The 25803-nt window shown below is 63.9% G+C and carries 28 protein-coding genes; 10 read left to right on the plus strand and 18 right to left on the minus strand.

Annotated features, from left to right (window positions below; translation table 11 throughout):
- Positions 1-149: 149 nt before the first annotated feature.
- Both K0P03_RS05085 and K0P03_RS05090 read right to left on the minus strand, forming a co-directional pair.
- Complete coding sequence (locus K0P03_RS05085; protein WP_050743572.1) at positions 150-938, minus strand: SDR family oxidoreductase; 789 nt, start codon at positions 936-938, stop codon at positions 150-152.
- Between the two features lie 11 nt (positions 939-949).
- Complete coding sequence (locus K0P03_RS05090; RefSeq protein ID WP_272789066.1) at positions 950-2365, minus strand: FAD-binding oxidoreductase; 1416 nt, start codon at positions 2363-2365, stop codon at positions 950-952.
- A gap of 263 nt (positions 2366-2628) precedes the next feature.
- Between K0P03_RS05090 and K0P03_RS05095 the strand changes: the two genes are divergently transcribed.
- From K0P03_RS05095 to K0P03_RS05115, 5 genes are all read left to right on the plus strand, one after another.
- The gene (locus tag K0P03_RS05095; protein ID WP_130514843.1) at positions 2629-4293 is read left to right on the plus strand and encodes an electron transfer flavoprotein-ubiquinone oxidoreductase; all 1665 of its coding nucleotides are present in this window, start codon (positions 2629-2631) and stop codon (positions 4291-4293) included.
- 86 nt (positions 4294-4379) lie between these two features.
- On the plus strand, positions 4380-4943 hold the full coding sequence (locus K0P03_RS05100) for a hypothetical protein (RefSeq protein ID WP_272789067.1): 564 nt from the start codon (positions 4380-4382) through the stop codon (positions 4941-4943).
- Between the two features lie 145 nt (positions 4944-5088).
- Positions 5089-5718 carry a L,D-transpeptidase gene (locus K0P03_RS05105; RefSeq protein ID WP_023512015.1) on the plus strand — a complete coding sequence of 210 codons (630 nt, stop codon included), beginning with the start codon at positions 5089-5091 and terminating at the stop codon, positions 5716-5718.
- Between the two features lie 374 nt (positions 5719-6092).
- Positions 6093-7091, plus strand: coding sequence for an ABC transporter substrate-binding protein (locus K0P03_RS05110; protein ID WP_023512014.1), 999 nt, complete (start codon positions 6093-6095; stop codon positions 7089-7091).
- Between the two features lie 157 nt (positions 7092-7248).
- Positions 7249-8136: an ABC transporter permease gene (locus K0P03_RS05115; protein WP_130514847.1), complete on the plus strand. Its 888-nt coding sequence runs from the start codon at positions 7249-7251 to the stop codon at positions 8134-8136.
- A 63-nt stretch (positions 8137-8199) separates the two neighbouring features.
- On the opposite strand, the gene K0P03_RS05120 is transcribed toward K0P03_RS05115, so the two are convergent.
- The gene (locus K0P03_RS05120) at positions 8200-9108 is read right to left on the minus strand and encodes a DMT family transporter (RefSeq protein WP_272789068.1); all 909 of its coding nucleotides are present in this window, start codon (positions 9106-9108) and stop codon (positions 8200-8202) included.
- 140 nt (positions 9109-9248) lie between these two features.
- Here K0P03_RS05120 and K0P03_RS05125 point away from each other — a divergent pair, with 140 nt between their 5' ends.
- On the plus strand, positions 9249-9719 hold the full coding sequence (locus tag K0P03_RS05125) for an Lrp/AsnC family transcriptional regulator (RefSeq protein ID WP_023517247.1): 471 nt from the start codon (positions 9249-9251) through the stop codon (positions 9717-9719).
- Between the two features lie 108 nt (positions 9720-9827).
- Here the strand turns inward: K0P03_RS05125 and K0P03_RS05130 are convergent, their stop codons facing one another.
- Both K0P03_RS05130 and K0P03_RS05135 read right to left on the minus strand, forming a co-directional pair.
- Positions 9828-10244, minus strand: a complete 417-nt coding sequence (locus tag K0P03_RS05130; RefSeq protein ID WP_272789069.1) for a DoxX family protein — start codon at positions 10242-10244, stop codon at positions 9828-9830.
- Positions 10245-10437: 193 nt separating this feature from the next.
- Positions 10438-11451, minus strand: a complete 1014-nt coding sequence (locus K0P03_RS05135; protein ID WP_272789070.1) for a zinc-binding alcohol dehydrogenase family protein — start codon at positions 11449-11451, stop codon at positions 10438-10440.
- 101 nt (positions 11452-11552) lie between these two features.
- On the opposite strand from K0P03_RS05135, the gene K0P03_RS05140 reads away from it, so the two are divergent.
- Positions 11553-11957 (plus strand): winged helix-turn-helix transcriptional regulator, encoded by a 405-nt coding sequence (locus K0P03_RS05140; protein WP_050746574.1) that lies wholly within the window; start codon positions 11553-11555, stop codon positions 11955-11957.
- A gap of 20 nt (positions 11958-11977) precedes the next feature.
- Here K0P03_RS05140 and K0P03_RS05145 read toward each other — a convergent pair whose 3' ends face one another.
- A complete protein-coding gene (locus K0P03_RS05145) occupies positions 11978-13216 on the minus strand; it encodes an MFS transporter (RefSeq protein ID WP_272789071.1) in 1239 nt (412 codons plus the stop codon).
- Positions 13217-13569: 353 nt separating this feature from the next.
- Here K0P03_RS05145 and K0P03_RS05150 point away from each other — a divergent pair, with 353 nt between their 5' ends.
- Complete coding sequence (locus K0P03_RS05150) at positions 13570-14508, plus strand: diacylglycerol/lipid kinase family protein (RefSeq protein WP_272789072.1); 939 nt, start codon at positions 13570-13572, stop codon at positions 14506-14508.
- Positions 14509-14673: 165 nt separating this feature from the next.
- Here K0P03_RS05150 and K0P03_RS05155 read toward each other — a convergent pair whose 3' ends face one another.
- The gene (locus K0P03_RS05155; RefSeq protein WP_272789073.1) at positions 14674-16032 is read right to left on the minus strand and encodes a glutamine synthetase family protein; all 1359 of its coding nucleotides are present in this window, start codon (positions 16030-16032) and stop codon (positions 14674-14676) included.
- A 149-nt stretch (positions 16033-16181) separates the two neighbouring features.
- Between K0P03_RS05155 and K0P03_RS05160 the strand changes: the two genes are divergently transcribed.
- Complete coding sequence (locus K0P03_RS05160) at positions 16182-17555, plus strand: aspartate aminotransferase family protein (RefSeq protein WP_272789074.1); 1374 nt, start codon at positions 16182-16184, stop codon at positions 17553-17555.
- 9 nt (positions 17556-17564) lie between these two features.
- On the opposite strand, the gene vapC is transcribed toward K0P03_RS05160, so the two are convergent.
- The 7 genes from vapC to K0P03_RS05195 all read right to left on the minus strand — a co-directional run bounded on the left by vapC (position 17565) and on the right by K0P03_RS05195 (position 21380).
- Positions 17565-17954, minus strand: a complete 390-nt coding sequence (gene vapC / locus K0P03_RS05165) for a type II toxin-antitoxin system VapC family toxin (protein WP_272789075.1) — start codon at positions 17952-17954, stop codon at positions 17565-17567.
- Positions 17951-18181 carry a type II toxin-antitoxin system VapB family antitoxin gene (locus K0P03_RS05170; protein ID WP_272789076.1) on the minus strand — a complete coding sequence of 77 codons (231 nt, stop codon included), beginning with the start codon at positions 18179-18181 and terminating at the stop codon, positions 17951-17953. Before K0P03_RS05170 ends, vapC begins: the two co-directional genes overlap by 4 nt.
- Positions 18182-18245: 64 nt before the next feature.
- Positions 18246-19748 carry an AMP nucleosidase gene (locus K0P03_RS05175; protein WP_050746569.1) on the minus strand — a complete coding sequence of 501 codons (1503 nt, stop codon included), beginning with the start codon at positions 19746-19748 and terminating at the stop codon, positions 18246-18248.
- 125 nt (positions 19749-19873) lie between these two features.
- Positions 19874-20194, minus strand: a complete 321-nt coding sequence (locus K0P03_RS05180; protein WP_023516588.1) for a YnfA family protein — start codon at positions 20192-20194, stop codon at positions 19874-19876.
- A 116-nt stretch (positions 20195-20310) separates the two neighbouring features.
- Positions 20311-20487 (minus strand): hypothetical protein, encoded by a 177-nt coding sequence (locus K0P03_RS05185; RefSeq protein ID WP_023516589.1) that lies wholly within the window; start codon positions 20485-20487, stop codon positions 20311-20313.
- A 31-nt stretch (positions 20488-20518) separates the two neighbouring features.
- On the minus strand, positions 20519-20683 hold the full coding sequence (locus tag K0P03_RS05190) for a hypothetical protein (protein WP_023516590.1): 165 nt from the start codon (positions 20681-20683) through the stop codon (positions 20519-20521).
- 358 nt (positions 20684-21041) lie between these two features.
- On the minus strand, positions 21042-21380 hold the full coding sequence (locus K0P03_RS05195) for a DUF2147 domain-containing protein (protein WP_272789077.1): 339 nt from the start codon (positions 21378-21380) through the stop codon (positions 21042-21044).
- Positions 21381-21846: 466 nt separating this feature from the next.
- Here K0P03_RS05195 and K0P03_RS05200 point away from each other — a divergent pair, with 466 nt between their 5' ends.
- A complete protein-coding gene (locus K0P03_RS05200; protein WP_024270734.1) occupies positions 21847-22116 on the plus strand; it encodes an SEL1-like repeat protein in 270 nt (89 codons plus the stop codon).
- 75 nt (positions 22117-22191) lie between these two features.
- Here the strand turns inward: K0P03_RS05200 and K0P03_RS05205 are convergent, their stop codons facing one another.
- The 4 genes from K0P03_RS05205 to K0P03_RS05220 all read right to left on the minus strand — a co-directional run bounded on the left by K0P03_RS05205 (position 22192) and on the right by K0P03_RS05220 (position 25692).
- Positions 22192-23313, minus strand: a complete 1122-nt coding sequence (locus K0P03_RS05205; protein WP_023512393.1) for a pyridoxal phosphate-dependent aminotransferase — start codon at positions 23311-23313, stop codon at positions 22192-22194.
- A 121-nt stretch (positions 23314-23434) separates the two neighbouring features.
- On the minus strand, positions 23435-23866 hold the full coding sequence (locus tag K0P03_RS05210) for a PilZ domain-containing protein (RefSeq protein ID WP_023512392.1): 432 nt from the start codon (positions 23864-23866) through the stop codon (positions 23435-23437).
- A 127-nt stretch (positions 23867-23993) separates the two neighbouring features.
- Complete coding sequence (locus tag K0P03_RS05215) at positions 23994-24350, minus strand: hypothetical protein (RefSeq protein WP_024270735.1); 357 nt, start codon at positions 24348-24350, stop codon at positions 23994-23996.
- A gap of 118 nt (positions 24351-24468) precedes the next feature.
- On the minus strand, positions 24469-25692 hold the full coding sequence (locus K0P03_RS05220; protein ID WP_023513777.1) for an acyl-CoA dehydrogenase: 1224 nt from the start codon (positions 25690-25692) through the stop codon (positions 24469-24471).
- Positions 25693-25803 lie beyond the last annotated feature (111 nt).

The following is a 25803-nucleotide window of genomic DNA, read 5'->3' on the forward strand; positions in this document are numbered from 1 at the left end:
CCCTCACCCTAACCCTCTCCCCGCAGGCAGGGAGAGGGGACTTGCCACACGAACGGGTGTTGGTTGGAGAAATTGGCGCGGCATATTTCCTTCTCCCCGTTTACGGGGAGAAGGTGCCGGCAGGCGGATGAGGGGCTATCCCCTGTGCCTCAGACCGACCGCGCCGCCCCGCCGTCGCAGCGGATGAGGCTGCCGGTAACGTAGCTTGCCGGCGCGCTGCACAGGAAGGCGGCGGTCGCAGCGAACTCCTCCACGGCGCCGTAGCGCCGGGCCGGGATGGCCCGTTCCGAGGCGGCGCGCACCTCGGCGACGCTCTTGCCGCTGCGCTCGGCGGCAGCGGTGTCGAGGCTCTTCAGCCGGTCCGTCATGATGCTGCCGGGCAGCAGCATGTTGCTGGTCACGCCGTACTCGGCGACCTCGCTTGCCAGCGTCTTCGACCAGCCGGCCAGTGCCGGGCGCAGCGTGTTGGACAGCGCCAGGCCGGGAATCGGCTCGATGACGCCGGAGGATGCGACCGTCAGGATGCGGCCCCAGCGCTGCTCCTTCATGACCGGCAGCAGCTGGTTGGTCAGGGTGATGATCCGCAGCACCATGGACTGGAAGTAGGTCGCCAGCTTTTCCGCGCTCATGTCCTCGGTGGAGCCGGGCGTCGGCCCGCCGGAATTGTTGACGAGAATATCCACGCCGCCGAGCTTTTCCCGGGTCGCCTTCACAAGCGTCTCGACGACGTCCTCGTCGCCGAGATCCGCCTGCACCCAGTCGGCCCGGCCGGTGCCTTCCGCATTGATGGCCTCGCAATTGGCCGCCAGTGTCTCGGCGCTGCGCCCACACAGGAGGACATGCGCGCCCTCGCGGGCGAGCGCTTCGGCAATGCCTTTGCCGAGGCCGCGGGAGGAGGCGAGGACAAGGGCGCGTTTGCCGGCAATTCCGAGATCCATCGTGATGTGTCCTATGCGCGGGGCGTGTCGGTGCGGTAGGGCACCTTGCCCGGATTGAAGAGGTTTTTCGGGTCGAGGGCGGCCTTGATCGCCTGCGCCACAGCGCGGCGCGATGCATTGCCATAGCTGAGATAGGCGCGGCGCTTCTCCGTTCCCACCCCGTGCTCGGCGGAAAAGCTGCCGCCGAGTTCGGCGACGCCGGTATAGACGGCATCCTCGATCGGCTCTTTCGCGCCCGGGGCCGCTACGCCGTTGCCGATGACGGAGATATGCAGGTTGCCGTCCGCAATGTGGCCGTAGACATAGGCGTCGAAACCCGGATCGATCGCCCTCAGCCGCTGCCGCAGGCCATCGACATATCCGTCGAGCGCGCCCGGCGGCACGGAGACGTCGAAGGAGGGGGCGGCCGGGAAATGCCGGTACATGAAGTCGCCGTCCTCGCGCAGTGCCCAGAAACGGCGGGCCTGGTCGAGCGAGGCGGCGACGATGCCGCTAGTCAGCCCGTGTTCCTCCCAGAGGGCGGCTAGACCCTCTTCCAGCGCCTCGCGCGCCTCCGCCTCGCTGCCGGCGGACACTTCCATCAGGAGGATCGCGGGGGTATCGGTCTCCAGCCAGCCGAGATCGAAGCCCTTGTCCGCAGCGCTGTCGCGCAGATAACGCTGCCACATCAGTTCCGCGCCTTCCAGCTGCAGGGCCGGCTGGCTGCGGAAATGGGCGATCAGCGAGAGGGCGGCCGTCGCGTCGGGCACGCCGACAAGCGCGGTGGCGCGCATCGGATTGAAGCTTTCGAGCTTCAGCACGGCGCGTGTGACAAAACCGTAGGCGCCTTCCGAGCCGATGAGAAGCTGCTTGACGTCGGGTCCGGCGCTGACCTTCAGCACACGCGTCAGGTCGCTGACGAGGCTGCCGTCCGGCATCACCGCCTCGATGCCGAGTACCTGGTGGCGCATCACGCCGTTGCGGAAGGCGAGGATGCCGCCGGCATTGGTGGCGATCATGCCGCCGATGGTGGCGCTGCCGCGGGCGGCAAGGTCGATGCCGGGAATGAGGCCGACTTCGGCGGTTGCCTCCTGCAGGGCCTGCAGCGTGACGCCGGCGCCGACGGTGACGGTGCGGGCGAGGGGATCGATCGCCTCGATCCGGTTGAGACGGGCGGTGGAAAGGATGAGCTCGCCCGGCCGGCTGATGCCGCCGCCGACAAGGCCGGTGCGTCCGCCCTGCGGCACGACGGGCACGTCGTTTTCGGAGCACCAGCGCACCACGGCGGCCGCGGCCTCGGGCGTCGCCGGCTCGGCCATGGCGCCCGCGCCGAAATTGCCGGCATGTTCACCGGGGTGCCGGTTCGCCAGCCGGTCGCTTCCGACAAGGTGGAGATCATCGCCGAAATCGTTCAAGTCGCGTTCGAGCGATCGGATAATCTCGGACATGTTCCCGTTTCCTCTGCCGATGGGCCGGCTGGAATGCGTAGTGCGGCGGAGAGGCGGAATCAAGCGGACAACGGATGATACGGGCAGCATTCGATTGACGTTTACGTGAAAGTCAATAAACTTTCGACCCTGTCATGATGTCATGCGCAAATGCAGGGAAAGTCTGTCGCAGAACGGCTCGACAAGGCTTTCGGCATTTGTCATGACAGGCCGACCCGAGGGAATTGCCGCGGCTTTTGAGGGGTTGCGGGGTGGAGAGACGAATGAGCGAAGAAATGGAACTCCCCGAACGCGAGAGCATGGAATTCGACGTTGTGATCGTGGGGGCTGGTCCTGCGGGTCTGTCTGCGGCGATCCGGCTGAAGCAGGTCAATCCGGATCTCACCGTCGTCGTGCTCGAAAAGGGCTCGGAAGTCGGCGCGCATATCCTCTCCGGCGCCGTCGTCGATCCCATCGGCATCGACCGCCTCCTGCCCGATTGGCGCGAGGACGCCGACCATCCCTTCAAGACCGCGGTGACGGACGACCATTTCCTGCTGCTCGGCCCGGCCGGCTCGGTGCGCCTGCCGAACTTTGCCATGCCGCCCCTGATGAACAACCACGGCAACTACATCGTCTCGCTCGGCAATGTCTGTCGCTGGCTGGCGACCAAGGCGGAAGAGCTCGGCGTCGAGATCTATCCCGGCTTTGCTGCCACAGAGGTGCTCTACAATGACGAGGGCGCCGTTATCGGCGTCGCCACCGGCGACATGGGCATCGAGCGCACCGGCGAGCCCGGCCCGAACTACACCCGCGGCATGGCCCTTCTCGGCAAGTACACGCTCATTTCCGAGGGCGTGCGCGGCTCGCTCGCCAAGCAGCTGATTTCAAAGTTTGACCTCCAGAAGGATCGTGAACCCCAGAAGTTCGGCATCGGCCTCAAGGAACTCTGGCAGGTCAGGCCGGAGAACCACAGGCCTGGTCTCGTGCAGCACTCCTTCGGCTGGCCGCTCGGCATGAAGACCGGCGGCGGTTCGTTCCTCTATCATCTGGAGGACAGCATGGTCGCCGTCGGCTTCGTGGTGCATCTCAACTACAAGAACCCCTATCTCTTCCCCTTCGAGGAGTTCCAGCGCTTCAAGACGCATCCGGCGATCCGCGGCACTTTCGAGGGCGGCAAGCGGCTTTCCTACGGCGCGCGCGCCATCACCGAGGGCGGCTACCAGTCGGTGCCGAAGCTGTCCTTCCCGGGCGGCGCGCTGATCGGCTGCTCGGCCGGCTTCGTCAACGTTCCCCGCATCAAGGGCAGCCACAATGCGGTGCTCTCGGGCATCCTCGCGGCGGAAAAGCTGGCGGATGCGATTGCCGCCGGCCGGGCCAATGACGAGCCGATCGAGATCGAGCAGGGCTGGCGCGACAGCGCGATCGGCTCGGACCTCAGGAAGGTGCGCAACGTCAAGCCGCTGTGGTCGAAGTTCGGCACGGCCATCGGCGTGGCGCTTGGCGGGCTCGACATGTGGACGAACACGCTGTTCGGCTTCTCGTTCTTCGGCACGCTGAAGCATGGCAAGACGGATGCGCAGTCGCTCGAACCGGCGGCAAAGCACAGCCGCATCGACTATCCGAAGCCGGACGGCGTCCTGACCTTCGACCGTCTCTCCTCGGTGTTCCTGTCGAACACCAACCACGAGGAGGACCAGCCGATCCATCTGCAGGTGAAGAACCCGGAGCTGCAGAAGACGTCCGAGCTCGACATCTATGCCGGCCCGTCCACCCGCTACTGTCCCGCCGGCGTCTACGAATGGGTGGAGAAGGACGGCAAGGACGTGTTCGTCATCAACGCGCAAAACTGCGTGCACTGCAAGACCTGCGACATCAAGGACCCCAACCAGAACATCAACTGGGTGCCCCCGCAGGGCGGCGAAGGGCCCGTCTATCCCAATATGTGATGCGGACGGGAGCCAAAAGCCAACGGGCCTCCCTGCTTAGTCTACTCCGGACCGGGGAGTTGGGGCCTCTCAAGCTTGGCCTCAGCATGCTGGCGGTCTCCAATCTCTTGGGACCTCCCACTTGGTGGATGGAAGGAGGGAGCGATGATGCGCACGTTCCTCTCCTGTGGGGATATGGCCGTTATCTGGAAGTGCTTTTCGATCCAGCGCAGCCATATGAAGTTGTATCGATAAAACTGGCGGCACTGCCACCAAGTGGCGCCTCATATTTTCGTGCTGGAAAGATTGCCGTTTCTGCGGATGGTTTTGCCGAGGGAATGCGCTTGTCCGATTTTCTGCGCAGACCGATATGGCAATCGAGCGAACATATCTCCATCGGTGTGTGCGAGCCTTTTAGCTCCTACCCTGTTATCGACATCTGCACCACGAAGGTCCGTCTTGTTTGGTGCATGTCGACGGTAGGGGAGGACGCATTTGAAAAGCAAGTAGAAGCCGGTACGTCTGACGCCGTCCTCACCAGGAGCCGTGATGTTCTGTCAGATGGCTTCTTCGGCATACGCTCAACGGCTCATCCTCGCGAAGACCGCTTTCCCACCGATGGTTTTGCCGATTTTTCACGCGATGAATATCTCGCGCGAGTAGGGGATTGACTGCTTAAGCGCCAACAGAGCGATTGCCGTTTTCTCGCCACGCACCTTAACCTTGCCTGCAACCCCGACGCGCCGCTTAACCCTCGATTAACCATAACCACATAATTTCCCGCCCCGAGGACGAAAAATTCAAGGGGCTTTAACCATGTCGATTTCCCGCCGCGGATTTTTGCTCGGCGCATCCGCACTGCTCGCCGGCTGCGCGACGAACGGCACCAGCGACCGCGCCAACTACGGCGACCGGCTGGACGAGAAATTCCCGCTGAAGGCGATCCCGATCGACAAGATCAAGCCCGACCTGCGCCGCCAGGAAGTCGCCTATGACACCGGCCATGCGGCCGGCACCGTCGTCGTCGACACGCCGGCCCGCAGGCTCTACTACGTGCTCGGCAACGGCCGGGCGATGCGCTACGGCATCGGTGTCGGCCGTCAGGGCTATTCGCTGGCCGGCAGCGCCACCATCGGCCGTAAGGCGGAGTGGCCGACATGGACGCCGACGCCGAACATGATCCGCCGCGACCCGAAGAAGAACCTGAAATATGCCGGCGGCGTGCCCGGCGGGCTCAACAACCCGCTCGGCGCCCGCGCCATCTATCTCTACCAGAACGGCAACGACACCATGTTCCGCATCCACGGCACCAACCAGCCGTGGTCGATCGGCGAGGCCATGTCGAGCGGCTGCGTGCGCATGCTCAACCAGGACGTGATCGACCTTTACGCTCGGGTGCAGCCCGGCGGCCGCGTCCACGTCATCCAGGGGCGCCGTCAAGCCTGACGGGCGGCGCGGATGCGACATCGCGCCGGGCCGGTGCGGGAAGAGGGGTCGGCTTTCGCCGGCCCTTTCGGCGTTTTCATTCTTTGAAAAAGCTGAACTGTATCATAACATTGCCGTCGCGACCCCAAGTTTGGACAAAGTCGGGGCCGTCTTGCGGATTTGGCCGTTCCATGACGCATAGGGGTCAATGGCAGACGCATTCGTACCGGCATTCGACTCCGTAGCTGCAAAAGTCGAGGCTGCGGTATCGTGGAAAGAGAAGGCCCTCGACTGGCCCTGTCCAAGATTGGATCCGCATGGGATCACGGGCCCGGCGCCGGCGGTGCAGCGGGCCCTTGTCGGCACAATGACACCGCCGAAATGAGGGAACGGATATGAAACATCTTCTTGCTTCCACCTGCCTCGTCGCCGGCCTTCTGGCCATGACGGGTGCGGCGCGCGCCGAATGTGGCGACGTGACCATTGCCAGCATGAACTGGCAGAGCGCCGAGGTTCTGGCTGCGCTCGACAAGTTCATCCTCACCGAAGGTTACGGCTGCAATGCCGAAGTCATCGTCGGTGACACGGTTCCGACCATCACCTCGATGATCGAGAAGGGTGAGCCGGATCTTGCGCCGGAAGGCTGGGTCGACCTGCTGCCGGACGTCGTCAACCGGGGCATCGAGGAAGGCAAGCTGATCGGTGCTGCCGTTGCCCTTTCCGACGCCGCCGTGCAGGGCTGGTGGATCCCGAAATACATCGCCGACGCCAATCCGGACATCAAGACGATCGACGACGCGCTGAAGCATCCGGAACTGTTCCCGGATCCGGAAGACAAGTCGAAGGGCGCCGTGCACAACGGCCCGCAGGGCTGGGGCGGCACGGTTGTGACCGGCCAGCTCTACAAGGCCTATGGCGGCGAAGCGGCGAACTTCACGCTGGTCGACACCGGCTCGGCCGCCGGCCTCGACGGCTCGATCGCCAAGGCCTACGAGCGCAAGGAAGGCTGGGTCGGCTACTACTGGGCACCGACGGCCCTTCTCGGCAAGTACGAGATGGTGAAGCTCGAGCACGGCGTTCCCTATGACGCCGCCGAATGGAAGCGCTGCAACACGGTTGCCGACTGCCCGGATCCGAAGAAGAACGACTGGCCGAAGGACAAGGTCCAGACGCTGGTGACCAAGACCTTCTCCGAGCGCGCCGGTGCCGATGTCATGGGCTACCTGAACAAGCGTTCGTGGAGCAACGACACGGTCAACAAGCTGATGGCCTGGATGACCGACAACCAGGCGAGCGGCGACGATGGCGCCAAGCACTTCCTGGAGGAGAACGAAGCCCTCTGGAAGGACTGGGTCTCGCCGGAAGCAGCCGAAAAGATCAAGGCTGCGCTCTGAGCGGCTGATCGAAACGGGCGGCGTGTCTTCGGGCGCGCCGTCCTGCCTTCGTTTTATCGCATGTCGCTGGCGCAAATCGCTGCGCATATCAGCGCAACATCTATCAGGGTTGGCTTGAAGACCGGCGCAGATTGGTCAGAGCCGGAAGGGGATCGATATGGAATGGTTCACGAAATTTCCGACGATGGACGCGGATACCCTGCGCGATCTCAAGAAGACGATCGATGAGGGCTTCCGCACCTTCACCCGCGCCTATGGTGATGGCATCGAATCGATCTTCGAGCCGCTGCAGCACTTTCTCATCTGGTCCGAGCGCTTCATGACGAAGACGCCCTGGCCCATCATCCTTGTGTTGATCGCGCTCGTCGCCTGGTTCGCCAGCCGCAACTGGAAGATCGTCGCCGGTGCCGTCGGCACGCTGCTTCTCATCGGCTATTTCGACATGTGGGACGACACGATGAAGACGGTCTCGATGATCTTCGTCTGTACCGTCCTCTCCATCGTCATCGGCATTCCGATCGGCATTCTCATGTCGCGCTCGGACCGGGTGCAGAACGTCATCAACCCGGTTCTCGACGTCATGCAGACCATGCCGAGCTTCGTCTACCTCATCCCCGTCGTCATGCTGCTCGGCATCGGCAAGGTGCCGGGGCTCATCGCCGTCGTCATCTATGCCATCCCGCCGATGATCCGCCTCACCAATCTCGGTATCCGCCTCGTCGACAAGGATGTGCTGGAAGCGGCGGACGCCTTCGGCTCCTCGAGCTGGCAGAAGCTGAAGAACGTGCAGATGCCGCTGGCACTGCCCACCATCATGGCGGGCATCAACCAGACCATCATGATGGCGCTCGCCATGGTCGTGATCGCCTCGATGATCGGCGTGCAAGGCCTCGGCCAGCCGGTGCTGAAGGCCATCTCCAACCAGTATTTCACACTCGGCATCTTCAACGGCCTCGCCATCGTCGGCATCGCGATCATCTTCGACCGCGTCAGCCAGGCTTTCGGCAAGCGCCTGCAGAAACACCGCGAGATCATTCACGGTTGATTCGCGCGGACGTGAAAAAGGGCGCCCCGGCGACAAGCCGCGGGCGCCCCTTTTGTTTGGATCTTAGTGCTTGCGCGAGAACAATCCGGTCGAAAGCACCACGCCCGCGCCGACGACCAGCGCCGCGGTGATTTCCGCCGCACCAAAGCTTTCACCGAGAAAAACCGCGCCGCCGAGCGTTGCTAGCACCGGCGTGATGGCGGTGAAGGCGGCGGCCTGGCTGCCGCCGAGCGCGCGGATGGCCGTGCCATAGGCGAAGGTGGCGATGAGGCCGGAGAGGATGCCCTGGCTGGTGACCTGGAGCGCGAGGTCGGACAGCGAGGCCTGGCCGAGATGCGTGCCATAGATGGCGGCGAGCACGAGATGGATCAGGAACGACCAGACGGCGATGAGGGCAGCCCCTTCCAGCGCACTTAGCCCCGAGCGGCGGAAGGCATGGGTGAAGCCGGCCCAGAGCACGGCGCCGAGCGGCAGGAGCAGGAAGCCGGTCATCGTCATGCCGCTCTTCTGCAGGCTGGCGGCGAGCAGGATGACGACGCCCGCGACGATGGCGGCAAGGCCGGCAAGGCGCATGCGATCCGGCCGCTCGCCGAAGAGCGCGATGCCGATGACAGCGGTGGCCAGCGGCATGGAGCCGCCGAGCAGGATGCCGCCGGGTGCGGCGGGCGTCACATGCAGGGCCGCGGCCGTGACCTGGAAGAACAGCGCGCCGGCCCCCGCCACCATGACGACGACGAGTTTCAGCGGCACGCCCTTCGGCAAGAGCCCGGTCTTCAGCCAGATCGGCGCCAGCAGGATGGCCGGCACGCCGTAGCGAATGAGGCCGATATCGATGGTGCCGAGCGGCGTTGCCGCGGTGTGGCGCGTCGCCAGCACCCAGGTCGCCCAGATCAGCACCGTGACGACCGCGCCGGCATAACCGGCGACCTGCGGATTGGATTTCCCTTCGGACGAAAGCGAGATCATGGCCATGGCGACGTTCCTTCCCGGCGTTGGCGCAATTCATGGTGAGACTCTAGCGCCGGGGGCCGAGGCATGTCCTTGCGAGTTATGCCTCTTTGAATGTAGAATGCGCATGATCATGCCAAAATCTGCGAGGAAAGTTTTGGAAAATGCCAAATCTCGATAAATTCGATATCGCCATCCTGAAGGTGCTTCAGGAGGATGCGCGCGCGACGAATGTCGAGATCGCCGAGCGGGTGAACCTCTCGCCGTCGCCGTGCCTGCGCCGCATCCGCAACCTGGAAAAATCCGGCGTGCTGCGCGGCTACCGCGCCGATATCGACCGCAAGGAGGTCGGCCTCGGCCTCACCGTCTTCGTCGAGATCAAGGTGGGGCGGCACAGCAAGGAAAACGCCATGGCCCAGCAGGAGGCGCTGCTTGCCATTCCGGAAGTGGTGTCCTGCTTCCTGATTTCCGGCAATGCCGATTTCCTGGCGGAGGTGGTGGTGGAGGATCTTTCCGCCTACGAGCGGCTCCTGACCGAGACACTGCTCGCCATGCCCGGCGTCACCGACATCCGCTCCAATTTCGCGATCCGCAGCATCAAGACCGGCGGCCCCCTGAAGCTGCCGTCGCTCTGACGCGGAAAACCGCCCCGACGAGAGGCGTCGGGGCGGTTGGGACGGCCGGAGAGGCGGGGCCGTCCGGGGACGCCACCCCCGGAGAGAGGGACGACGTCCGGCCTGTCGTCAATGCGCAGAGGCGACAGGCGCTTTCGCGGATTTCCAGGCGACGACCATGAGCGCGCCGATGACGGTGATGTGCTCCATCACCACGTAGAATTCGATCGTGCGGATCGGCTCCTGCATGGTCCAGAAATTATGCGCGATCGGGATGGTCAGCGCCGTGAAGACGGTAAGCATGCCGGCGCCGAGCCAGGTCCAGCGGTTGGCGATGATCAGCGCCGAGCCGACAAGCTGGGTGATGGCGACGGCGATGTTGAAACCCGTCGCCGGCTCCAGGCCGAAATGCGCCATCTCGGCGACGCCGGCGTTGAAATCCGCCAGTTTCGCGATGCCGGAGAGCCAGAACATCGAGGTGAGGATCGTGCGGGCGAGGAAGCCGAAGACGCGGCTGCCTGTGATGTTTTCGACGAGGGCGGACATGGATAGTCTCCGATAGATGACATGGACCCGCGGGGCGTCTTTCAGGCTGTCCCCGCCTGCCGCCCGCCGGTTGTTCTGTCCGTGTCCGGCGTGCTGCGATGGCCTATGTCTATCAGAGTTCGGGTGCGGTCGTGTCACCCCGGTAACACCCTTCGCCGCCCATTTTCCGGGGCGACGAAGGGCGCGCGCAGGCTCAAAAGCCGTCGAGCACCAGCTTGCCGCGCGTGCGCCCGCTTTCGATCATCGCATGGGCCTTCCTGAGGTTTTCGGCATTGATCGGACCGACGACCTCGGCCAGCGTCGTGCGGATTTTTCCGTCGTCAACAAGACGGGCGACCGCGTTCAGCAGCTCGTGCTGTTCGATCATGTCCGACGTCTGGAGGAGCGAGCGGGTGAACATCATCTCCCAATGCGTCGAAACGGACTTGCGCTTGAGGGGCAGCACATCCAGCGCCTTCGGATCGTCGATGAGGCCGAAGCGGCCCTGTGGCGCGATGGCCTCGGCGATCTCCGCCAGATGGTCCACCGAATTGGTCGTCGAGAAGATAAAGGCCGGGGCGCCGATGCCCAGCGCCGCGACCTCGGCCGCAAGTGGCTTGCTGTGGTCGACGACATGGTGTGCGCCGAGGCTCTTGGCCCAATCTGCCGTTTCGGGCCGTGAGGCCGTTGCGATGACGGTAAGGTCCGTCAGGCTGCGGGCGAGCTGCACGGCGATCGAGCCGACGCCGCCGGCACCGCCGATGACGAGGATGGCGTTTGCCGCACCCGCCACGGCATCGCGGACCTTCAGCCGGTCGAACAGCATTTCCCAGGCGGTGATCGCCGTCAGCGGCAGCGCGGCAGCGGCGGCGAAATCGAGCGAGGCGGGCTTGCTGCCGACGATGCGCTCGTCCACCAGGTGAAACTCGGAATTCGTGCCGGGCCGGTCGATGGCGCCGGCATAGAACACGGCGTCGCCCGCCTTGAACAGCGTGACCGCCGGCCCGACGGCTTTCACGATGCCGGCCGCATCGAAGCCGAGCACGCGCCATTCGCCGCCGGCCGGCGCGGCGTTGCGGCGAAGCTTGGTGTCGACGGGGTTGACGGAGACGGCCTTGATCTCGACGAGGAGGTCGCGGCCTTTCGGCTCGGGCACGGGTTGCTCGATATCGACGAGGGCCGTTTCGGAGGTGATTTCCTGCGAGGTCTGGTAGGCGATGGCGCGCATCTGGGTCTCCTTTCGCGTTGAATGGAGCCTAGATGAAGAGTAATCTCACCATCCGCAAGAATGCACATTTAATGCCCATAGTGTCGAAAAGGATACCGTGAATGTCCCGCCCGCGCGCCAAGCTCACGAAGGATTTCCCGGGCTGCCCGGTGGAATCGACGCTGTGTTTCCTCGACGGCAAATGGAAGGGCGTGATCCTGTTTCATCTGCTGGAGGGAAAGCTACGCTTCAACGAACTGCGCCGCAAATTGCCGAGCGTCACGCAGCGCATGCTGACGAAACAGCTGCGCGAACTGGAGGATGCGGGCATCCTGTCGCGCACCGTATTCCCCGTCGTGCCGCCCCGTGTCGATTATGAGCTGACGGCCGCGGGCCGCAGCCTGGAGCCGGTGATCAGCGCGCTCGCCGCCTGGGGTTCGAAAAACGTCACCCGCGAAGATGGGCAGACGGTCATCCGCCTGGCCCATGAAACGAAAACGGCGCCCCCGGAAGAGGACGCCGTCTGATTGGTTGAGCCTTAGGCGGATTACTCGGCCGGGCAGGCCGGCGTTGCCGCACGCTCGGTCTTTTCGAGCGCCAGGGAGACGAGGAAGACACCGAAGCCGACGACGGCGGTTGCCGCCCCCACAAAGCCCATCGAGCCGTAGCCGTAGCCGGCGCTGATCGCCATGCCGCCGAAGAGTGCGCCGAGCGCGTTGGCGACGTTGAAGGCCGAGTGGTTGAGGGCGGCGGCGAGCGTCTGCGCATCGCCGGCCACGTCCATCAGGCGCGTCTGGAGCGCCGGGCCGACGACGAAGCTGCAGCCGATGAGGAAACAGCAGATACCGAGCAGGATCGGGTTTTCCGCCGTCAGCGACAGGCTGATCAGCACGAAGAAATAGAGCACCAGCGACCAGCCGATGGTGCGCATCAGCGAGAGGTCGGCGAGCTTGGCGCCGAAGATGTTGCCGACGATCATGCCGCAGCCGAAGATCGCCATGATGACCGGTACCATGCCGACATGGAGCCCGGCGACCTCGGTAACGATCGGCGAGATATAGGAGAAGACGGCGAACATGCCGCAGAAGCCGCTGGCGGCGATGCCGAGCGTCAGCCAGACCTGCTTGCGTTTCAGCGCGCCGAGTTCGGTGAGGGCATTGATGCCCTTCGGCACGCTGTCGCGCGGCAGGAAGACGGCGATGAGTGCGACCGTCAGCAGGCCGGTGATGCCGACAGCGACGAACATGAACTGCCAGTCGAACATCTGGCCGAAGAAGGCGGCGAGCGGCGTGCCGATCAGCGTGGCGACGGTGAGGCCCAGCATGACCTTGCCGACCGCCTGCGTGCGCTTGTTGACCGGCACCATGGAGGCGGCGACGAGCGCGGCGACACCGAAGTAAGCGCCGTGCGGCAGGCCGGAGAGGAACCGGAAGAGGATGAAGCTTTCGAAGGTGGGCGCGACCGCGCTGGCGAGATTGCCGGCGGCAAAGAGGCCCATCAGCACGAGGAGCAGGTCGCGCCGGCGGAACCGGGCGCCGACGACCGCGATGATCGGGGCACCGACCACCACACCGAGGGCATAGGCGCTGATGACATAGCCGGCCTCGGCCGTCGTCACGCCGAAAGTGGTGCCGACGTCCGGCAAGAGGCCCATGATGGCGAATTCGCCGGTGCCGATGCCAAAACTGCCAACGGCGAGCGCCAGGATGATCAGGGTGACGGTGAGCGCCGAAAGCGGCGGCTGCCCGGAGGAGAGGGCGGCATGGGGCAAGGCATGTTCGGACACGGGATGGCTCCGCAGGAATGGTCCACACGCGGACAATCGGCGACAGACCCTGCACGGGCGGCCACTCCTCCTGGCTGCTGATGCGGTATGGTCCGGCCGGAAAGGCCACGATGGGGAAGGTACAATGCGGCCGGCATGCGTACTCCCGACGCAGGCGACCGGGCGGCAATATATCAAAGAAGGGCGCTCTGCCTACTGCGATTTTTCACCCATCCCGCATTTGGCCGCGCGGCCGGCGCTCACGAATTCTTGCGCCGTATTTCACGGGCGCCTGTTAATCGCCGCTTTCTCTCTTATCTAATGGATCGATCATCACCCTTCAGGCGTTCTCGGCCTAGACGCGGAGTATGCGAATGAGAGTACAGGCGATATTCAACAGGGACGGGGGGACGTTCCGCACCACCGACATGGAGGCCTTTGCCCGCCACGCGGAGAGGGTTTTCTACGAGGCAGGGCACCACCTCGACTGCGATATCGTCGAAGGGGCCGATATCGAAATGGCGCTGCGGCGTTGTTCCGACCGGACGGATCTCGACGCCATGCTGGCCGGCGGCGGCGATGGCACGGTCTCAGCCGCGGCCGGGCTTGCCTGGCAGAGCAGGATGCCGCTCGGCATCGTCCCTGCCGGCACCATGAACCTCTTTGCCCGCTCGCTGAACATTCCGCTCGACATCTGGCAGGCGATCGATGCGCTGGCGGACGGCGACATCGCGGCGGCCGACATCGGCACGGCGGACGACCGGGCCTTCGTGCACCAGTTTTCCGCCGGCCTGCACGCCCGCATGGTGCGCCTGCGCAATGCCATGACCTACCGCTCGCGCATGGGCAAGATCGCGGCCAACACCCGGGCGGCCGTCGGCGTCATCTTCGATCCGCCGGAATTCGAGGTGGAGTTCAATGTCGACGGCGTCCAGGAGCATCGCATGGTCTCCGCCATCAATGTCTCGAACAACCGGTTTGGCGAAAACGGCCTGCTCTATGCCGAGGACCTCACCGGCGGCCATCTCGGTTTCTACACGACGAAGCCGCTGAAGCCGACGGGCGTGGCCAAGCTCGCCTTCGATATCCTGCGCGGAAAACTGCGGGAAAATGCCGACGTTACCGAAATGACCGGCACGGCCGTCGACCTGCATTTTCCGAAGGTCGACCGGGCGATCAACTGCGTCATCGACGGCGAGCTGCTGCCGATGGACCGCGACGTCTCGATCCGGCTGCATCCGGGCGAGTTGAAGGTGATGGTGCCGAAAGTCCAGGCGAAGGCCATGGCCACGACGGAACCGGCGGCGGCCTGAGCGCGGGGTGCGTGGCGTTTGCCCCTCACCCTAACCCTCTCCCCGCAAGCGGGGAGAGGGGACCTGCCCCACGGGCGGGCTGTTGGTTGAGGAAAACGGATCGGCCTATCCCTTGCCCCGCTTGCCGGGGGGAAGGTGGCCGGCAGGCCGGATGAGGGTGGACCGTTAAATCCGCGGCAGATAGGTCTGGTAGTCGAAATCCGACACCGTGCGCAGGTAGACGATCGCCTCCTTGCGCTTCGTGTCGCCGTAGAGTTTCTGGTACTCCGCCCCGAACGCATCCTTGATGAAGGGCGAAGCGGAAAACTCCTCGACAGCCGTCAGGAAGTCGTGCGTCAGGCGCTTGGCGTCCGGCGCGTCCTTGCCCGGCTCGGTTACCGGACCCGGATCGAGCGTCTCGTCGAGCCCGAGCAGGATGCCGCCGAGGATCGCGGTCAGCAGCAGGTAGGGGTTCACATCCGCGCCCGCCACGCGATGCTCGACGCGCGCCGCCGGACCATCCTTGTCCGGAATGCGGATGGCGGTGCCGCGGTGGCCGAAACCCCAGGTCAGATCGACCGGTGCGAACGAACCCGGCTGGAAGCGGCGGTAGGAATTGGCGAAGGGCGCGAAGACGAGCTGCGCATCGCGCATCGTCTGCAACATGCCGGCGCAAACCGATTTCAGCTTCACCGGATCGCCGCCCTTGGCATCCAGAATGTTCTTGCCGTCCTTGTCGATGACGCTGCAATGGACGTGCAAGCCGGAGCCCGCCTGGTCGGCATAGGGTTTTGCCATGCAGGTGGACTTGAGGCCGAAGCGGCGTGCAGCCTGTTCGGCAATGCGCTTCAAGTAGATGCAGTCGTCGGCGGCGGCGAGCGCGTCCGGCCGGTGCAGGAGATTGATCTCGAACTGGCCGGGGCCGAACTCCGCCGTCGTCGCATCCGCCGGCAGGTCCATTTCCTTCGCCCAGGCCCGCACGGTCTGGAGATAGTCGTCGAGCACGTCCGTCGCCCGCATGTCGTAGAGCTGGAAACCGTTCGGCTCGTTGCGGTACATCAACGCCGCCGGCGGACGCGGCTTGCCGGTCACGCGAAAATCGTCCTCGACCAGGTAGAACTCCAGTTCCGTCGCGACGACGGGCGTCAACCCCCTGTCTTCGAACCGCTTCAGCATGCGGGCGAGAATGGCGCGCGGGTCCATGAAGGTGGGCGTGCCGTCGAATTCGTGCATGGTGGCGAGCACCTGGCGCGATCCCTCGGGCGCCCAGGGCATGGCGGTCAGCGAACGGCGGTCGGGAATGCACACGCCATCGGGATCGCCGACGGAAAGCGAGAGGCCCGTGATGTCGTCATTGTCGTCGCCCCAGATGTCGAGCGACTGGGTGGAGGAGGGCAGGCGCACCGAACCATCCCAGATTTTCTTCTCGCCTTCGGGCGGAACCTGCTTGCCGCGGAGGTCCCCGTTCATGCCGACGAGGAGGATTTCGATACGGGGCGGGGCATTGGCGGGCGGCGAACCGGCTGCCGTCTTGTGGTTTGTCATGGTGCCTGCTTTTGGTTTGGCGGGAAGCATGGACAAGAAAATTTGCTTTCGCTCGATCTCTTGCCAAATGCCTGTTGTATGGGCATTTTCGTAACCCATTCTGTCCCGCCGTTCAATAAGGCGGGATCTACCCCCAAGGATGTAGTCAAATGTCGAACAGCAGTGCAGCAGCCGTTTCCAACCTCGGAGCCCTCGACGCCGCCCATCATCTTCACCCCTTCTCGGACATGAAGAAGCTGAACGCGACCGGCACCCGCATCATCGAACGAGGCGAGGGCTGCTACATCTTCGACAACCATGGCAAGCGCTATCTCGACGGCTTTGCCGGCCTCTGGTGCGTCAACATCGGCTATGGCCGCAAGGAAATCGCGGACGCCGTCGTGCGCCAGATGAACGAGCTGCCCTATTACAACACCTTCTTCGGCACCACGACGCCGCCGGCCGTGCTGCTCGCCCAGAAGATCACGTCGCATGCCGGCCCGAACATCAACCGTGTCTTCTTCACCGGCTCCGGTTCGGAGGCCAACGATACGTGGTTCCGCATGGCCCGCGTCTACTGGGGCGCCATGGGCAAGCCGACCAAGAAGGCGATCATCGCCCGCAAGAACGGCTATCACGGCTCGACGGTTGCCGGCGCATCGCTCGGCGGCATGAAGTGGATGCATGAGCAGGGTGACCTGCCGATCGAGGGCATCCACCATATCGACCAGCCTTTCTGGTATGCCGAGGGTGGTGATCTCACCTCGGACGAGTTCGGCCTGAAGATGGCCCGCCAGCTCGAAGAGAAGATCGACGAGCTCGGTGAGGACAACGTTGCCGCCTTCATCGCCGAGCCGATCCAGGGCGCGGGTGGCGTCATCGTGCCGCCGGCCACCTACTGGCCGGAAATCGCCCGCATCTGCAAGGCGCGCAATATCCTTCTCGTGACCGACGAAGTGATCTGCGGCTTCGGTCGTACCGGCCACTGGTTCGGCCACCAGCATTTCGGCGTCGAGCCTGACCTTGCGCCCATCGCCAAGGGCCTGTCCTCCGGCTACCTGCCGATCGGCGGCGTCATGGTGTCCGACCGCGTCGGCAACGTGCTGGTCGAAGAAGTCGGCGATTTCAACCACGGCTTCACCTATTCCGGCCACCCTGTCTGTGCGGCCGCGGCGCTGGAAAACCTGCGCATCATCGAGGATGAGAAGCTCGTCGAGCGCGTTCACGACGACATCGGCCCCTATCTCGCTGCGGGTCTCAAGTCGCTCGAAGACCTGCCGATTGTCGGCCAGGTCCAGCAGGTTGGCCTGATGGCCGCCGTCCAGCTTGCCGAGGATAAATCGAGCCGCAAGCGCTTCGAGGACAAGGAAAAGGCCGGCGTCACCGTGCGCAACCATTGCCTGGAAAACGGCCTGGTGCTGCGCGCCACCGGCGACCGCATGCTCTTCTCCCCGCCGCTCGTCATCAGCCATGCGGAAGTCGACCAGATGATCGACATCACCCGCAAGGGACTGGAGCACGCCTGGAAGGTGATGACGGCCTGATCGGCCTCATCACGCGATCCGAAGGCCGAGATGCTCGGCCATCGGATTAAAATCCCTGTCGGCATGGAGCAGGCTGTGGCCATGCTCCATGCAATAGGTGCCGATGATGAGATCGGCGGTCTTGCGGATGGTGATGCCTTTTGAGCGAAGAAGGCAGAAATTCGCGGCGGCTTTGATTGCAATGTCGGGAGACAGCATCGGAACGACCTGGAATGGGGCCAGCCGCTTTTGAAGGTTGGCGGCATTCCCGTCGCTCTGAGCGCCTTGCAGAATTTCCAGAAGGACAATATCGCCGAGCAGGATGTCCCTCGCTCGCGATATCGTCTTGAGCCGCATGGATTGCGGTGTGACGATCCCCCGGAATGCCGCAATCCACACCGAGCTATCGACGACGATCATTCGGCAGCGTCATCCCGCAGCGTTTCAGGCGGTCCCCAATCTGTGCGCATTGCATCGAGATCGCCTTCCCAGCCCATTCCCCAAAGCTCTTCCAGAGCCTTGCGTCGACGGCCTTCCTCGACAAGCTCGCGAAGTGCCAATTCGATGGTTGCCTTCTTTGTCGACAAGCCGCTGAGTTCCATCGCTTCAGCGATCAAGGCATCATCGAGATCGATGTTCGTGCGCATGGCAACCTCGCATGTGTATGAAACACGAAAATCATACACCATGGTGAGGTCGCTTACAATAAAATCACTGAAACGCCGTCTCGAAGAAGCTCCTGAGCTTGCGTGAATGCAGCTTCTCCGTCGGCATGCCTGCGAGCTTCTCCAGCGCCCGGATGCCGATCCGCAGATGCTGGTTCACCTGCGTCCGGTAAAATGCCGTCGCCATGCCCGGCAACTTCAGTTCGCCGTGCAGCGGCTTGTCGGACACGCAGAGCAGGGTGCCGTAGGGCACGCGGAAGCGGAAGCCGTTGGCGGCGATGGTCGCGGATTCCATGTCGAGCGCGATGGCGCGGGACTGGGAGAGGCGTTTGACGGGGCCGCGCTGGTCGCGCAGTTCCCAGTTGCGGTTGTCGATGGTGGCGACGGTGCCGGTGCGCATGATACGTTTCAGGTCGTAGCCTTCGAGGCCCGTCACCTCTTCCACAGCGCTTTCCAACGCCACCTGCACTTCGGCGAGCGCCGGAATCGGCACCCAGACCGGCAGGTCGTCGTCGAGAACGTGGTCCTCGCGCACATAGGCATGGGCGAGCACGTAGTCGCCGAGCGTCTGGCTGTTCCTGAGGCCTGCGCAATGGCCGAGCATCAGCCAGGCATGCGGACGCAGCACGGCGATGTGGTCGGTGATCGTCTTGGCATTGGAGGGGCCGACGCCGATATTGACGAGCGTGATGCCGCCATGGCCCTTCTTCTTGATATGGTAGGCCGGCATCTGCGGCAGGCGGGCGAGCGTCAGATCGGTCTCCGGCTTGTCGGCGCCGGCGGGCGTGACGATGTTGCCGGGCTCGACGAAGGTCGTGTAGCCGTTGCCACCTTCGGCCATCTGCAGGCGCGCCCAGGCGCAGAACTCGTCGACATAGAACTGGTAGTTCGTGAAGAGCACGAAGTTCTGGAAATGGTTGGCGCTCGTCGCCGTATAGTGGCTGAGACGGGCGAGCGAATAATCGATGCGCTGCGCGGTGAACGGCCCGAGCGGCGAGGGCTCGCCGGGACCGGGCTCATAGGCGCCGTTGGCGATTTCGTCGTCGGTGGTGGTGAGGTCCGGCGCGTCGAAGAGATCACGCAATGGCAGCTCGATGCCCTCGGCGATCTCCGCCTCGACATAGGCACCTTCGCCGAAGGCGAAATGCAGCGGGATCGGCGTCGTCGATTCCGATACCACGACGCGAACGCCGTGGTTGCGCATCAGGAGGCCGAGCTGTTCCTTGAGATAGTGCCGGAAGAGCTTCGGACGGGTGATGGTGGTCGTGTAGACGCCGGGCGAGGCGACATAGCCGTATGAGAGCCGGGAATCGACATGGCCGAAGCTGGTCGTCTCGATGGAGACCTGCGGGTAGCAGGCGCGGAACCGCTTGTCGGGCGTACCGTTCTTGCCGAGCGAGACGAAGGCATTCGTCAGAAAGGTCGTGTTGCGGTCGTAAAGGGCCTGAAGGGCGTCGACCGCGGCCACCGGATCCTCGAAGGAACGGGGCTCATAGGGCTCGGGCGTTGCGAAGGAAAGGGGCCTGGGGGAGAAGATTCGTTTGCTCATGAATCACTATAAGTGTTGTTGTTTGACAAGCAAACGACAACTTCAGCGCGCCCGCAAGCCTCAGGACCGATCGACATTCAACCCGTGCCGTTTGCAGGCCGGTACGGGCTGAATGTCGATCGGTCCTAGCGCGGGGCTGCCAGAATGATGCCGGCACCGACCAGCGCCAGCGCCGCGCCCGCCGCATCGAAGCGGTCGGGGCGAAGCCCCTCGGCAAGCCAGAGCCAGAGGAGCGAGGCGGCGATATAGACGCCGCCATAGGCCGCATAGGCGCGGCCGGCAAAGGCGCTGTCGACCTGCGTCAGCAGCCAGCCGAAAAGCGCGAGCGAGACCATACCGGGCACGAGCCACAGAATGGACTTGTCGAGCCGCCACCACGCCCAGAAGGCGAAACATCCGGCGATCTCGGCAAGGGCCGCAAGGGAAAAGACGAGAAGGGATTTCATCCGGGCTCCAGGGGCAGGCGTTCGATCTGCGCTCGGCCCGCTCCCGGATTTTTACCGAAGGGCTATGCGCTGGCCTGACCGGTTTAGCACGGACGGCAGAAGGGGAAAGCGTATTCTCAGCTCATCGACTGGCGCTGGAGCGTGACGAAGAGCACGAGGCCTGCGCCCTGTTTTTCGATGCCGAGGCCGCCGGCATTGCTCCAGGCGAGCGCGCCGACCGGGGTGATCAGCATCGCCGAGAGGGCGAGAATGCGCAGGGCCGTGGCGCAGGTATGGGTCAGGGCGGTCGTCATCACGGCGTGTTCCGGCGTCTTGGGGAAAGGATCAGAGCGAGGCGCGGCACATGTCCGGCGCCATGCAGGCGACGAGCTTGCCCGTGGTGTTGTGCGTGCTGCGGCGGTAGTCGGTTTCGACCGCGGCGGCGAGCATGATCGCAAAAATGGCCATCAGCAGGGTGATGATCGTCAGGCGGCGTGCGAGGATGTCCATGGTGTCGTCCCTCAGTGAAATGTTTCAGTGTGGCCCTTGTCGCATTGCGGGACTGAACGCTCCCTGAGAGGTCGGTTCATCTCCCGTTCAGGAAAGCTGTGATCGCGCCAAAAGGGGGGGGAGCAGGCCGCGCGGAGCGGCGGCAGGCGCGGCGCATGTCCAGAATGCCGTCGCCCATCACGCGAGGCGATTGGCATACACCGAGCGGTTCTGAAGCCCGTGTTCGGCCTGAAAGGCCGCTGTTTTCATCTGGGAATGCAAATCGGCAGCAGCAAGGGCGGAGGGCCTCTGCACAGAGCCGCAGTCGGGTGGGTATACCGGCGCCGGGGCGCCGGCCGGTTTCTTCACCCCTGTCCGTTCAAAGCCGCGACCAGGTCTGCGACTTGCAGAGCACCTTGAGGACGCAGCCCTTCATCTTCAGCGAATTGCCGCTGACCGCGCCGGAGCCGCTATAGGTCTTGTCCGCGGCCGGGTCGGTGATCGAACCGGAATAGTCCACGCCGGCGCCGTCCAGCTTGCCGATGCGCTTGCCGGCGAATTTCCCGGTTTTCAATGTGATGCAGAAACTGCCGCCGCATCTGGCGATTGCCGCGGTCTCGCCGCTGGCGGTCTTCCAGTTGCCCTCGATCGGCTCGGCGGCGAGGGTCGTGCCGGGAACGGCGAGCAATGCCGCGGCGATCCATGTCTTCAGGTTCATGTGCTTCCTCCTCCAGAATGCGGTGGGAATAGTGTCTTACGCGAACGTAAAAGTAAACATGCTGGAAAGGCGGATTCGTGCGCGGTCTTTGATGCTGGCGGTGTGGAAAAATGCGCCCTGGAAAAATCCGACCGGTTTGCGTGGTTAGCGAAAGGTTGAAATCGGCGGTTGAACAATCGGTAAATTTTGAAGCAAATGCCGCGGTTTCCAGCGCTTTCGATGTTTAACGAAAACCCAATTTTACCAAGCGTTTGGACTTTGTTTGTCTCAAATTAAGCATGCATTTTAAGCGCATTTTGAAAGGCCCGCGGCATAGTGGAGCCATAAGACGAGCAGGGAAAACCCGCCGGCAAAACTCTGACGGAAGACCAAGGCCGCACAAGACGGCAGGCGCCGGAAGAGGCCCGAAAGGGCAGGTAAAACAGGACAATACGAGCAGAAAACCAGGTAGACAGGGACAATCGAAATGGCACGCTTTGACTTTCAGAACACCGAAACGGCCGCCATGACGGGCGGCGAGAACCGCGCCGAAATCTTCTGCGACATGGGCCTCATGTATGCCACCGGCCGCGGCTGCGCCGTCGATGTGGTACAGGCACACAAATGGCTCAACATCGCCGCTATCAAGGGTTGCGAACGCGCCGCGGAGCTGCGCGCCGACCTTGCCGCGACGATGACGAAGACCGACCTCGCCCTGGCGCTGCGCGCCGCCCGCGAGTGGATGACGGTTCATTGACAGGCGACTGGCGAACAGGGAGCAGCGAATAGGCAAGCGTCAAGAAGACCGTGGAAACGGCAACGCCCCAATTTGCTATTCACTGTTCGCTATTTGCTTCAAAACCTGCGGCAACGCTTCCTCGAGCAACGCCATATCGTTTTCCGGCCCGACGCTGATGCGGATGCATCGGTTGAGGGGGGCGACGCCCGGCATGCGGATGAAGACGCCATGTTCCATCAGACCATCGACAATGGCCCGGGCGTGGGTGCCGTCCCGGCCGCAATCGATGGTGACGAAATTGGTGGCGGAGGCGAGGGGAGCGAGGCCGCTGGACCGCGCGATCTGCGAGATGCGTTCGCGGGACGCGGCGATACGGGCGATGACGTCCGCAAGGTAGGCCTGATCCTTCAGCGCGGCGAGTGCCGCCTCGATCGAAATCCGGGCCATGCCGAAATGATTTCGGATCTTGTCGAAGGCCTGCGCATTGCCGAGCGTGCCGATCGCGTAGCCGATCCGCGCGCCGGCAAGGCCGTAGGCCTTCGAGAACGTGCGCATGCGCAAGATGTTCGGCTGGCCGATCAGTGCACTGATCGCCGGAATGGTGCCCATCGGTGCCGTCTCGCCATAGGCTTCGTCGAGAATGAGCAGCGTCGTTTCCGGCAGCGCCCGCGCGAAGGAGACGACGCTGTCGGCGTCCCACCAGCTTCCCATCGGATTGTCCGGATTGGCGAAATAGACCAGCGGCGCGTTTTCCCGCCGCACGGCTTCGAGCAGGCCGTCGAGGTCCTCCCGGTCGTTGACATAGGGCACGGTGACGAGCCGTCCGCCGAACCCGTTCACATGATAGTTGAAGGTGGGATAGCCGCCGAGCGAGGTGACGACCGGCGTGCCCGGCTCGATGACCAGCCGTGCGATCTCGCCGAGCAGCCCGTCGATGCCGCCGCCGATGGCGATGTTGTCGCGCGAAATGCCGTGATGCAGGGCAAGCGCCTCCCGTAGCTCGAAATTCTCCGGGTCGGCATACATCCAGGTGGTGCCGGCGGCGGCGCTCATCGCCTCCAGCACGGACGGTGCCGGGCCGAAGCCGCTCTCGTTGGCGCCGATGCGGGCGCGCACGGCCAGGCCGCGGTTGCGCTCGATGGCTTCCGGCCCGACGAAGGGCACCGTTGCGGGCAGGGACTGGGCGAGGGCGGTGAAGCGGGAGAATGCGGACATGGGACCTGCTGGGATCGATCGACACGGATGCGGGAGGCCGCTGCCGATGCGCCGCAAGACCACGCCGCCGGAATCGGTTTCCCGGCGGCAGCCTAGCCAATAATGCGGGGCGGGGAAACGCTCAGTTGGCTGCCGAGCCGATGCCGGCCTTCTTCTCCACGCCCGTCATGTAACGCCGCTCCGGCTGCTTGAGGCGGCCGGTAATGCCGCCGGTGAAGTAATCCGACCGCACGATCATGCGCAGGAGTTCTTCGTCGATCTCCTTGATGAACTGCACGCCGATGCGGTTGTCGTTGCGGTAGACTTCCGCGCAGCCGATGCGTGAGGTGACACCGACGATGGAAAGGTAATAGTGCAGCGGCAGACCGATCGTCGTGTTGACGATAAAACTCGCGCCGCCGAGCGATATGTCGATCAGCTTGCATGTGCGTGTCTTGGGCGCCATCAGGTCGAAACCGACCGTCATCAGCATGCCTTGCCGGTTGACCGCGAACCGTTCCCATTTCCGTTCGTAGAGGCCTGCGCCTATGCGCTGCTTTGCGTCGTCACTCATTGCCGCTTTCTCCCAAAGAGGACGTCATGTCCGACAGAGACGGGCAGAGTGTCGCAGGCGATTATTTTGTTTCGTTAAAACAAATGCTTAAAAGTTTAAGTGTTCCGCTTTTCGGCACAGCCGCCGCTCAGGCGTCGTGGTCCTGGGGCGTCCGGCCGAGCACGAGGTCGAGAAAATCCGCATCGAGAAACATGTTGAAGCGCACCACCAGCTCCTCGCCGTCGCGCTTGAACTCCGTGCAGGGGATCTCGTCGCGGATGCCGTGGATCTCCAGATAGAAGTTCTCCGGCAGGGTCAGCGCTTTGTTGATCGAAAGCACCGCGCCGGCGCTGGAAATGCTGCGGATGAGGCAGGTGTAGCGCATCGCCGTGCTGAGGTGATGGCCGATCGGCGTGACGAAGCCCGGCCTGTCGATGCGATACTGGACGAAGCTGCGCTTGGGGTGGCGCAGGCGAAGCTGGTCGTGGATGTGTTCGAGGGGCATGGCTCCCTCCCGCTCCTGTGGCTCGTGACCGAGTGTACCGAAACGGGATGGACAAAACGTGAAGACGGCCGCTTGCATTCGAGCAAGCGGCCGTCGGAGCCGGAAAAGCCGGAATGGCTTACTGGAAGGCCTGGAGACCCGTCTGGGCACGGCCGAGGATAAGGGCGTGGATGTCGTGAGTGCCCTCGTAGGTGTTGACCGCCTCGAGGTTCATGACGTGGCGGATGACGCCGTATTCGTCCGAAACGCCGTTGCCGCCGTGCATGTCGCGCGCGACGCGGGCGATGTCGAGCGCCTTGCCGCAATTGTTGCGCTTCATCAGCGAGATGAGTTCGGCCGGGGCGCGGTGCTCGTCGAAGAGGCGGCCGAGGCGAAGCGCGCCCTGCAGGCCGAGAGCGATCTCGGTCTCCATGTCGGCGAGCTTCTTCTGGATGAGCTGGGTGGCGGCGAGCGGCTTGCCGAACTGCTTGCGGTCGAGCGTGTACTGGCGCGCGGCATGCCAGCAGAATTCGGCGGCGCCCATGGCGCCCCAGGCGATACCGTAGCGGGCACGGTTGAGGCAACCGAAGGGACCGGCAAGGCCGGCGACCTCGGGCAGCAGGTTTTCCTCGGGCACGAAGACGTCCTGCATCATGATCATGCCCGTCGCCGAGGCGCGCAGCGAGAACTTGCCCTCGATCTTCGGCGTCTCGAAGCCCTTCATGCCGCGCTCCAGCACGAAGCCCTTGATCTTGTTGTCATGCGCGTCGGACTTCGCCCAGACGACGGCGACATCGGCGATCGGCGAATTGGTGATCCAGTTCTTGGCACCCGAGATGAGGTAACCGCCGTCGACCTTCTTGGCGCGGGTGATCATGGAGGAGGGGTCCGAGCCGTGGTCGGGCTCGGTGAGGCCGAAGCAGCCGACCCATTCGCCGGAGGCGAGCTTCGGCAGGTACTTCTTGCGGGTCTCTTCCGTGCCAAAGGCGAAGATCGGATGCATGACGAGCGAGGACTGCACGGACATGGCCGAGCGGTAGCCCGAATCGACGCGTTCGACTTCGCGCGCGACGAGGCCGTAGGAGACGTAGTTGGCGCCGACGCCGCCATATTCTTCCGGAACCGTCGGGCCGAGCAGGCCGAGTTCGCCCATCTCGCTCATGATCTCGCGGTGGAAGATCTCGTGGCGGTTGGCTTCGGTGACGCGCGAAGCGAGCTTGTCCTGGCAATAGGCGCGGGCCGTGTCGCGGATCATGCGCTCTTCGTCGGTGAGCTGGTCCTCCAGGAGGAAGGGGTCTGCCCAGTCGAAGGGCGCCATCTTGGCGCGGGCCTGCTGTGGGGTGGCGCTGTGATGCTCGCTCATGGATGTCCTCCTGTCGCGGTTTTGTCGTTGCAGAAGTGCTACATCAGCTTGCCCCTCTCCGAAAGGCCGGGAACGAACCGGATCGGCAAACGCTTTGGCTATTTATGAATG

Source organism: Shinella sp. HY16 (genome assembly GCF_028534175.1).
In the GTDB taxonomy this organism is placed as follows: domain Bacteria; phylum Pseudomonadota; class Alphaproteobacteria; order Rhizobiales; family Rhizobiaceae; genus Shinella.

Coding starts and splice junctions, on each gene's coding strand:
- K0P03_RS05205 (WP_023512393.1), bottom strand. CDS start 23,313: ATGTCCGCATTCTCCCGCTTCACCGCCCTCGCCCAGTCCCTGCCCGCA.
- K0P03_RS05125 (WP_023517247.1), top strand. CDS start 9,249: ATGCCAAATCTCGATAAATTCGATATCGCCATCCTGAAGGTGCTTCAG.
- K0P03_RS05140 (WP_050746574.1), top strand. CDS start 11,553: ATGTCCCGCCCGCGCGCCAAGCTCACGAAGGATTTCCCGGGCTGCCCG.
- K0P03_RS05100 (WP_272789067.1), top strand. CDS start 4,380: ATGCTGGCGGTCTCCAATCTCTTGGGACCTCCCACTTGGTGGATGGAA.
- K0P03_RS05195 (WP_272789077.1), bottom strand. CDS start 21,380: ATGAACCTGAAGACATGGATCGCCGCGGCATTGCTCGCCGTTCCCGGC.
- K0P03_RS05120 (WP_272789068.1), bottom strand. CDS start 9,108: ATGGCCATGATCTCGCTTTCGTCCGAAGGGAAATCCAATCCGCAGGTC.
- K0P03_RS05210 (WP_023512392.1), bottom strand. CDS start 23,866: ATGAGTGACGACGCAAAGCAGCGCATAGGCGCAGGCCTCTACGAACGG.
- K0P03_RS05135 (WP_272789070.1), bottom strand. CDS start 11,451: ATGCGCGCCATCGCCTACCAGACCTCGCAGGAAATCACCTCCGAAACG.
- K0P03_RS05215 (WP_024270735.1), bottom strand. CDS start 24,350: ATGCCCCTCGAACACATCCACGACCAGCTTCGCCTGCGCCACCCCAAG.
- K0P03_RS05105 (WP_023512015.1), top strand. CDS start 5,089: ATGTCGATTTCCCGCCGCGGATTTTTGCTCGGCGCATCCGCACTGCTC.
- K0P03_RS05160 (WP_272789074.1), top strand. CDS start 16,182: ATGTCGAACAGCAGTGCAGCAGCCGTTTCCAACCTCGGAGCCCTCGAC.
- K0P03_RS05220 (WP_023513777.1), bottom strand. CDS start 25,692: ATGAGCGAGCATCACAGCGCCACCCCACAGCAGGCCCGCGCCAAGATG.
- vapC (WP_272789075.1), bottom strand. CDS start 17,954: ATGATCGTCGTCGATAGCTCGGTGTGGATTGCGGCATTCCGGGGGATC.
- K0P03_RS05095 (WP_130514843.1), top strand. CDS start 2,629: ATGAGCGAAGAAATGGAACTCCCCGAACGCGAGAGCATGGAATTCGAC.
- K0P03_RS05185 (WP_023516589.1), bottom strand. CDS start 20,487: ATGACGACCGCCCTGACCCATACCTGCGCCACGGCCCTGCGCATTCTC.
- K0P03_RS05190 (WP_023516590.1), bottom strand. CDS start 20,683: ATGGACATCCTCGCACGCCGCCTGACGATCATCACCCTGCTGATGGCC.
- K0P03_RS05175 (WP_050746569.1), bottom strand. CDS start 19,748: ATGAGCAAACGAATCTTCTCCCCCAGGCCCCTTTCCTTCGCAACGCCC.
- K0P03_RS05115 (WP_130514847.1), top strand. CDS start 7,249: ATGGAATGGTTCACGAAATTTCCGACGATGGACGCGGATACCCTGCGC.
- K0P03_RS05170 (WP_272789076.1), bottom strand. CDS start 18,181: ATGCGCACGAACATCGATCTCGATGATGCCTTGATCGCTGAAGCGATG.
- K0P03_RS05150 (WP_272789072.1), top strand. CDS start 13,570: ATGAGAGTACAGGCGATATTCAACAGGGACGGGGGGACGTTCCGCACC.
- K0P03_RS05110 (WP_023512014.1), top strand. CDS start 6,093: ATGAAACATCTTCTTGCTTCCACCTGCCTCGTCGCCGGCCTTCTGGCC.
- K0P03_RS05130 (WP_272789069.1), bottom strand. CDS start 10,244: ATGTCCGCCCTCGTCGAAAACATCACAGGCAGCCGCGTCTTCGGCTTC.
- K0P03_RS05200 (WP_024270734.1), top strand. CDS start 21,847: ATGGCACGCTTTGACTTTCAGAACACCGAAACGGCCGCCATGACGGGC.
- K0P03_RS05090 (WP_272789066.1), bottom strand. CDS start 2,365: ATGTCCGAGATTATCCGATCGCTCGAACGCGACTTGAACGATTTCGGC.
- K0P03_RS05155 (WP_272789073.1), bottom strand. CDS start 16,032: ATGACAAACCACAAGACGGCAGCCGGTTCGCCGCCCGCCAATGCCCCG.
- K0P03_RS05180 (WP_023516588.1), bottom strand. CDS start 20,194: ATGAAATCCCTTCTCGTCTTTTCCCTTGCGGCCCTTGCCGAGATCGCC.
- K0P03_RS05085 (WP_050743572.1), bottom strand. CDS start 938: ATGGATCTCGGAATTGCCGGCAAACGCGCCCTTGTCCTCGCCTCCTCC.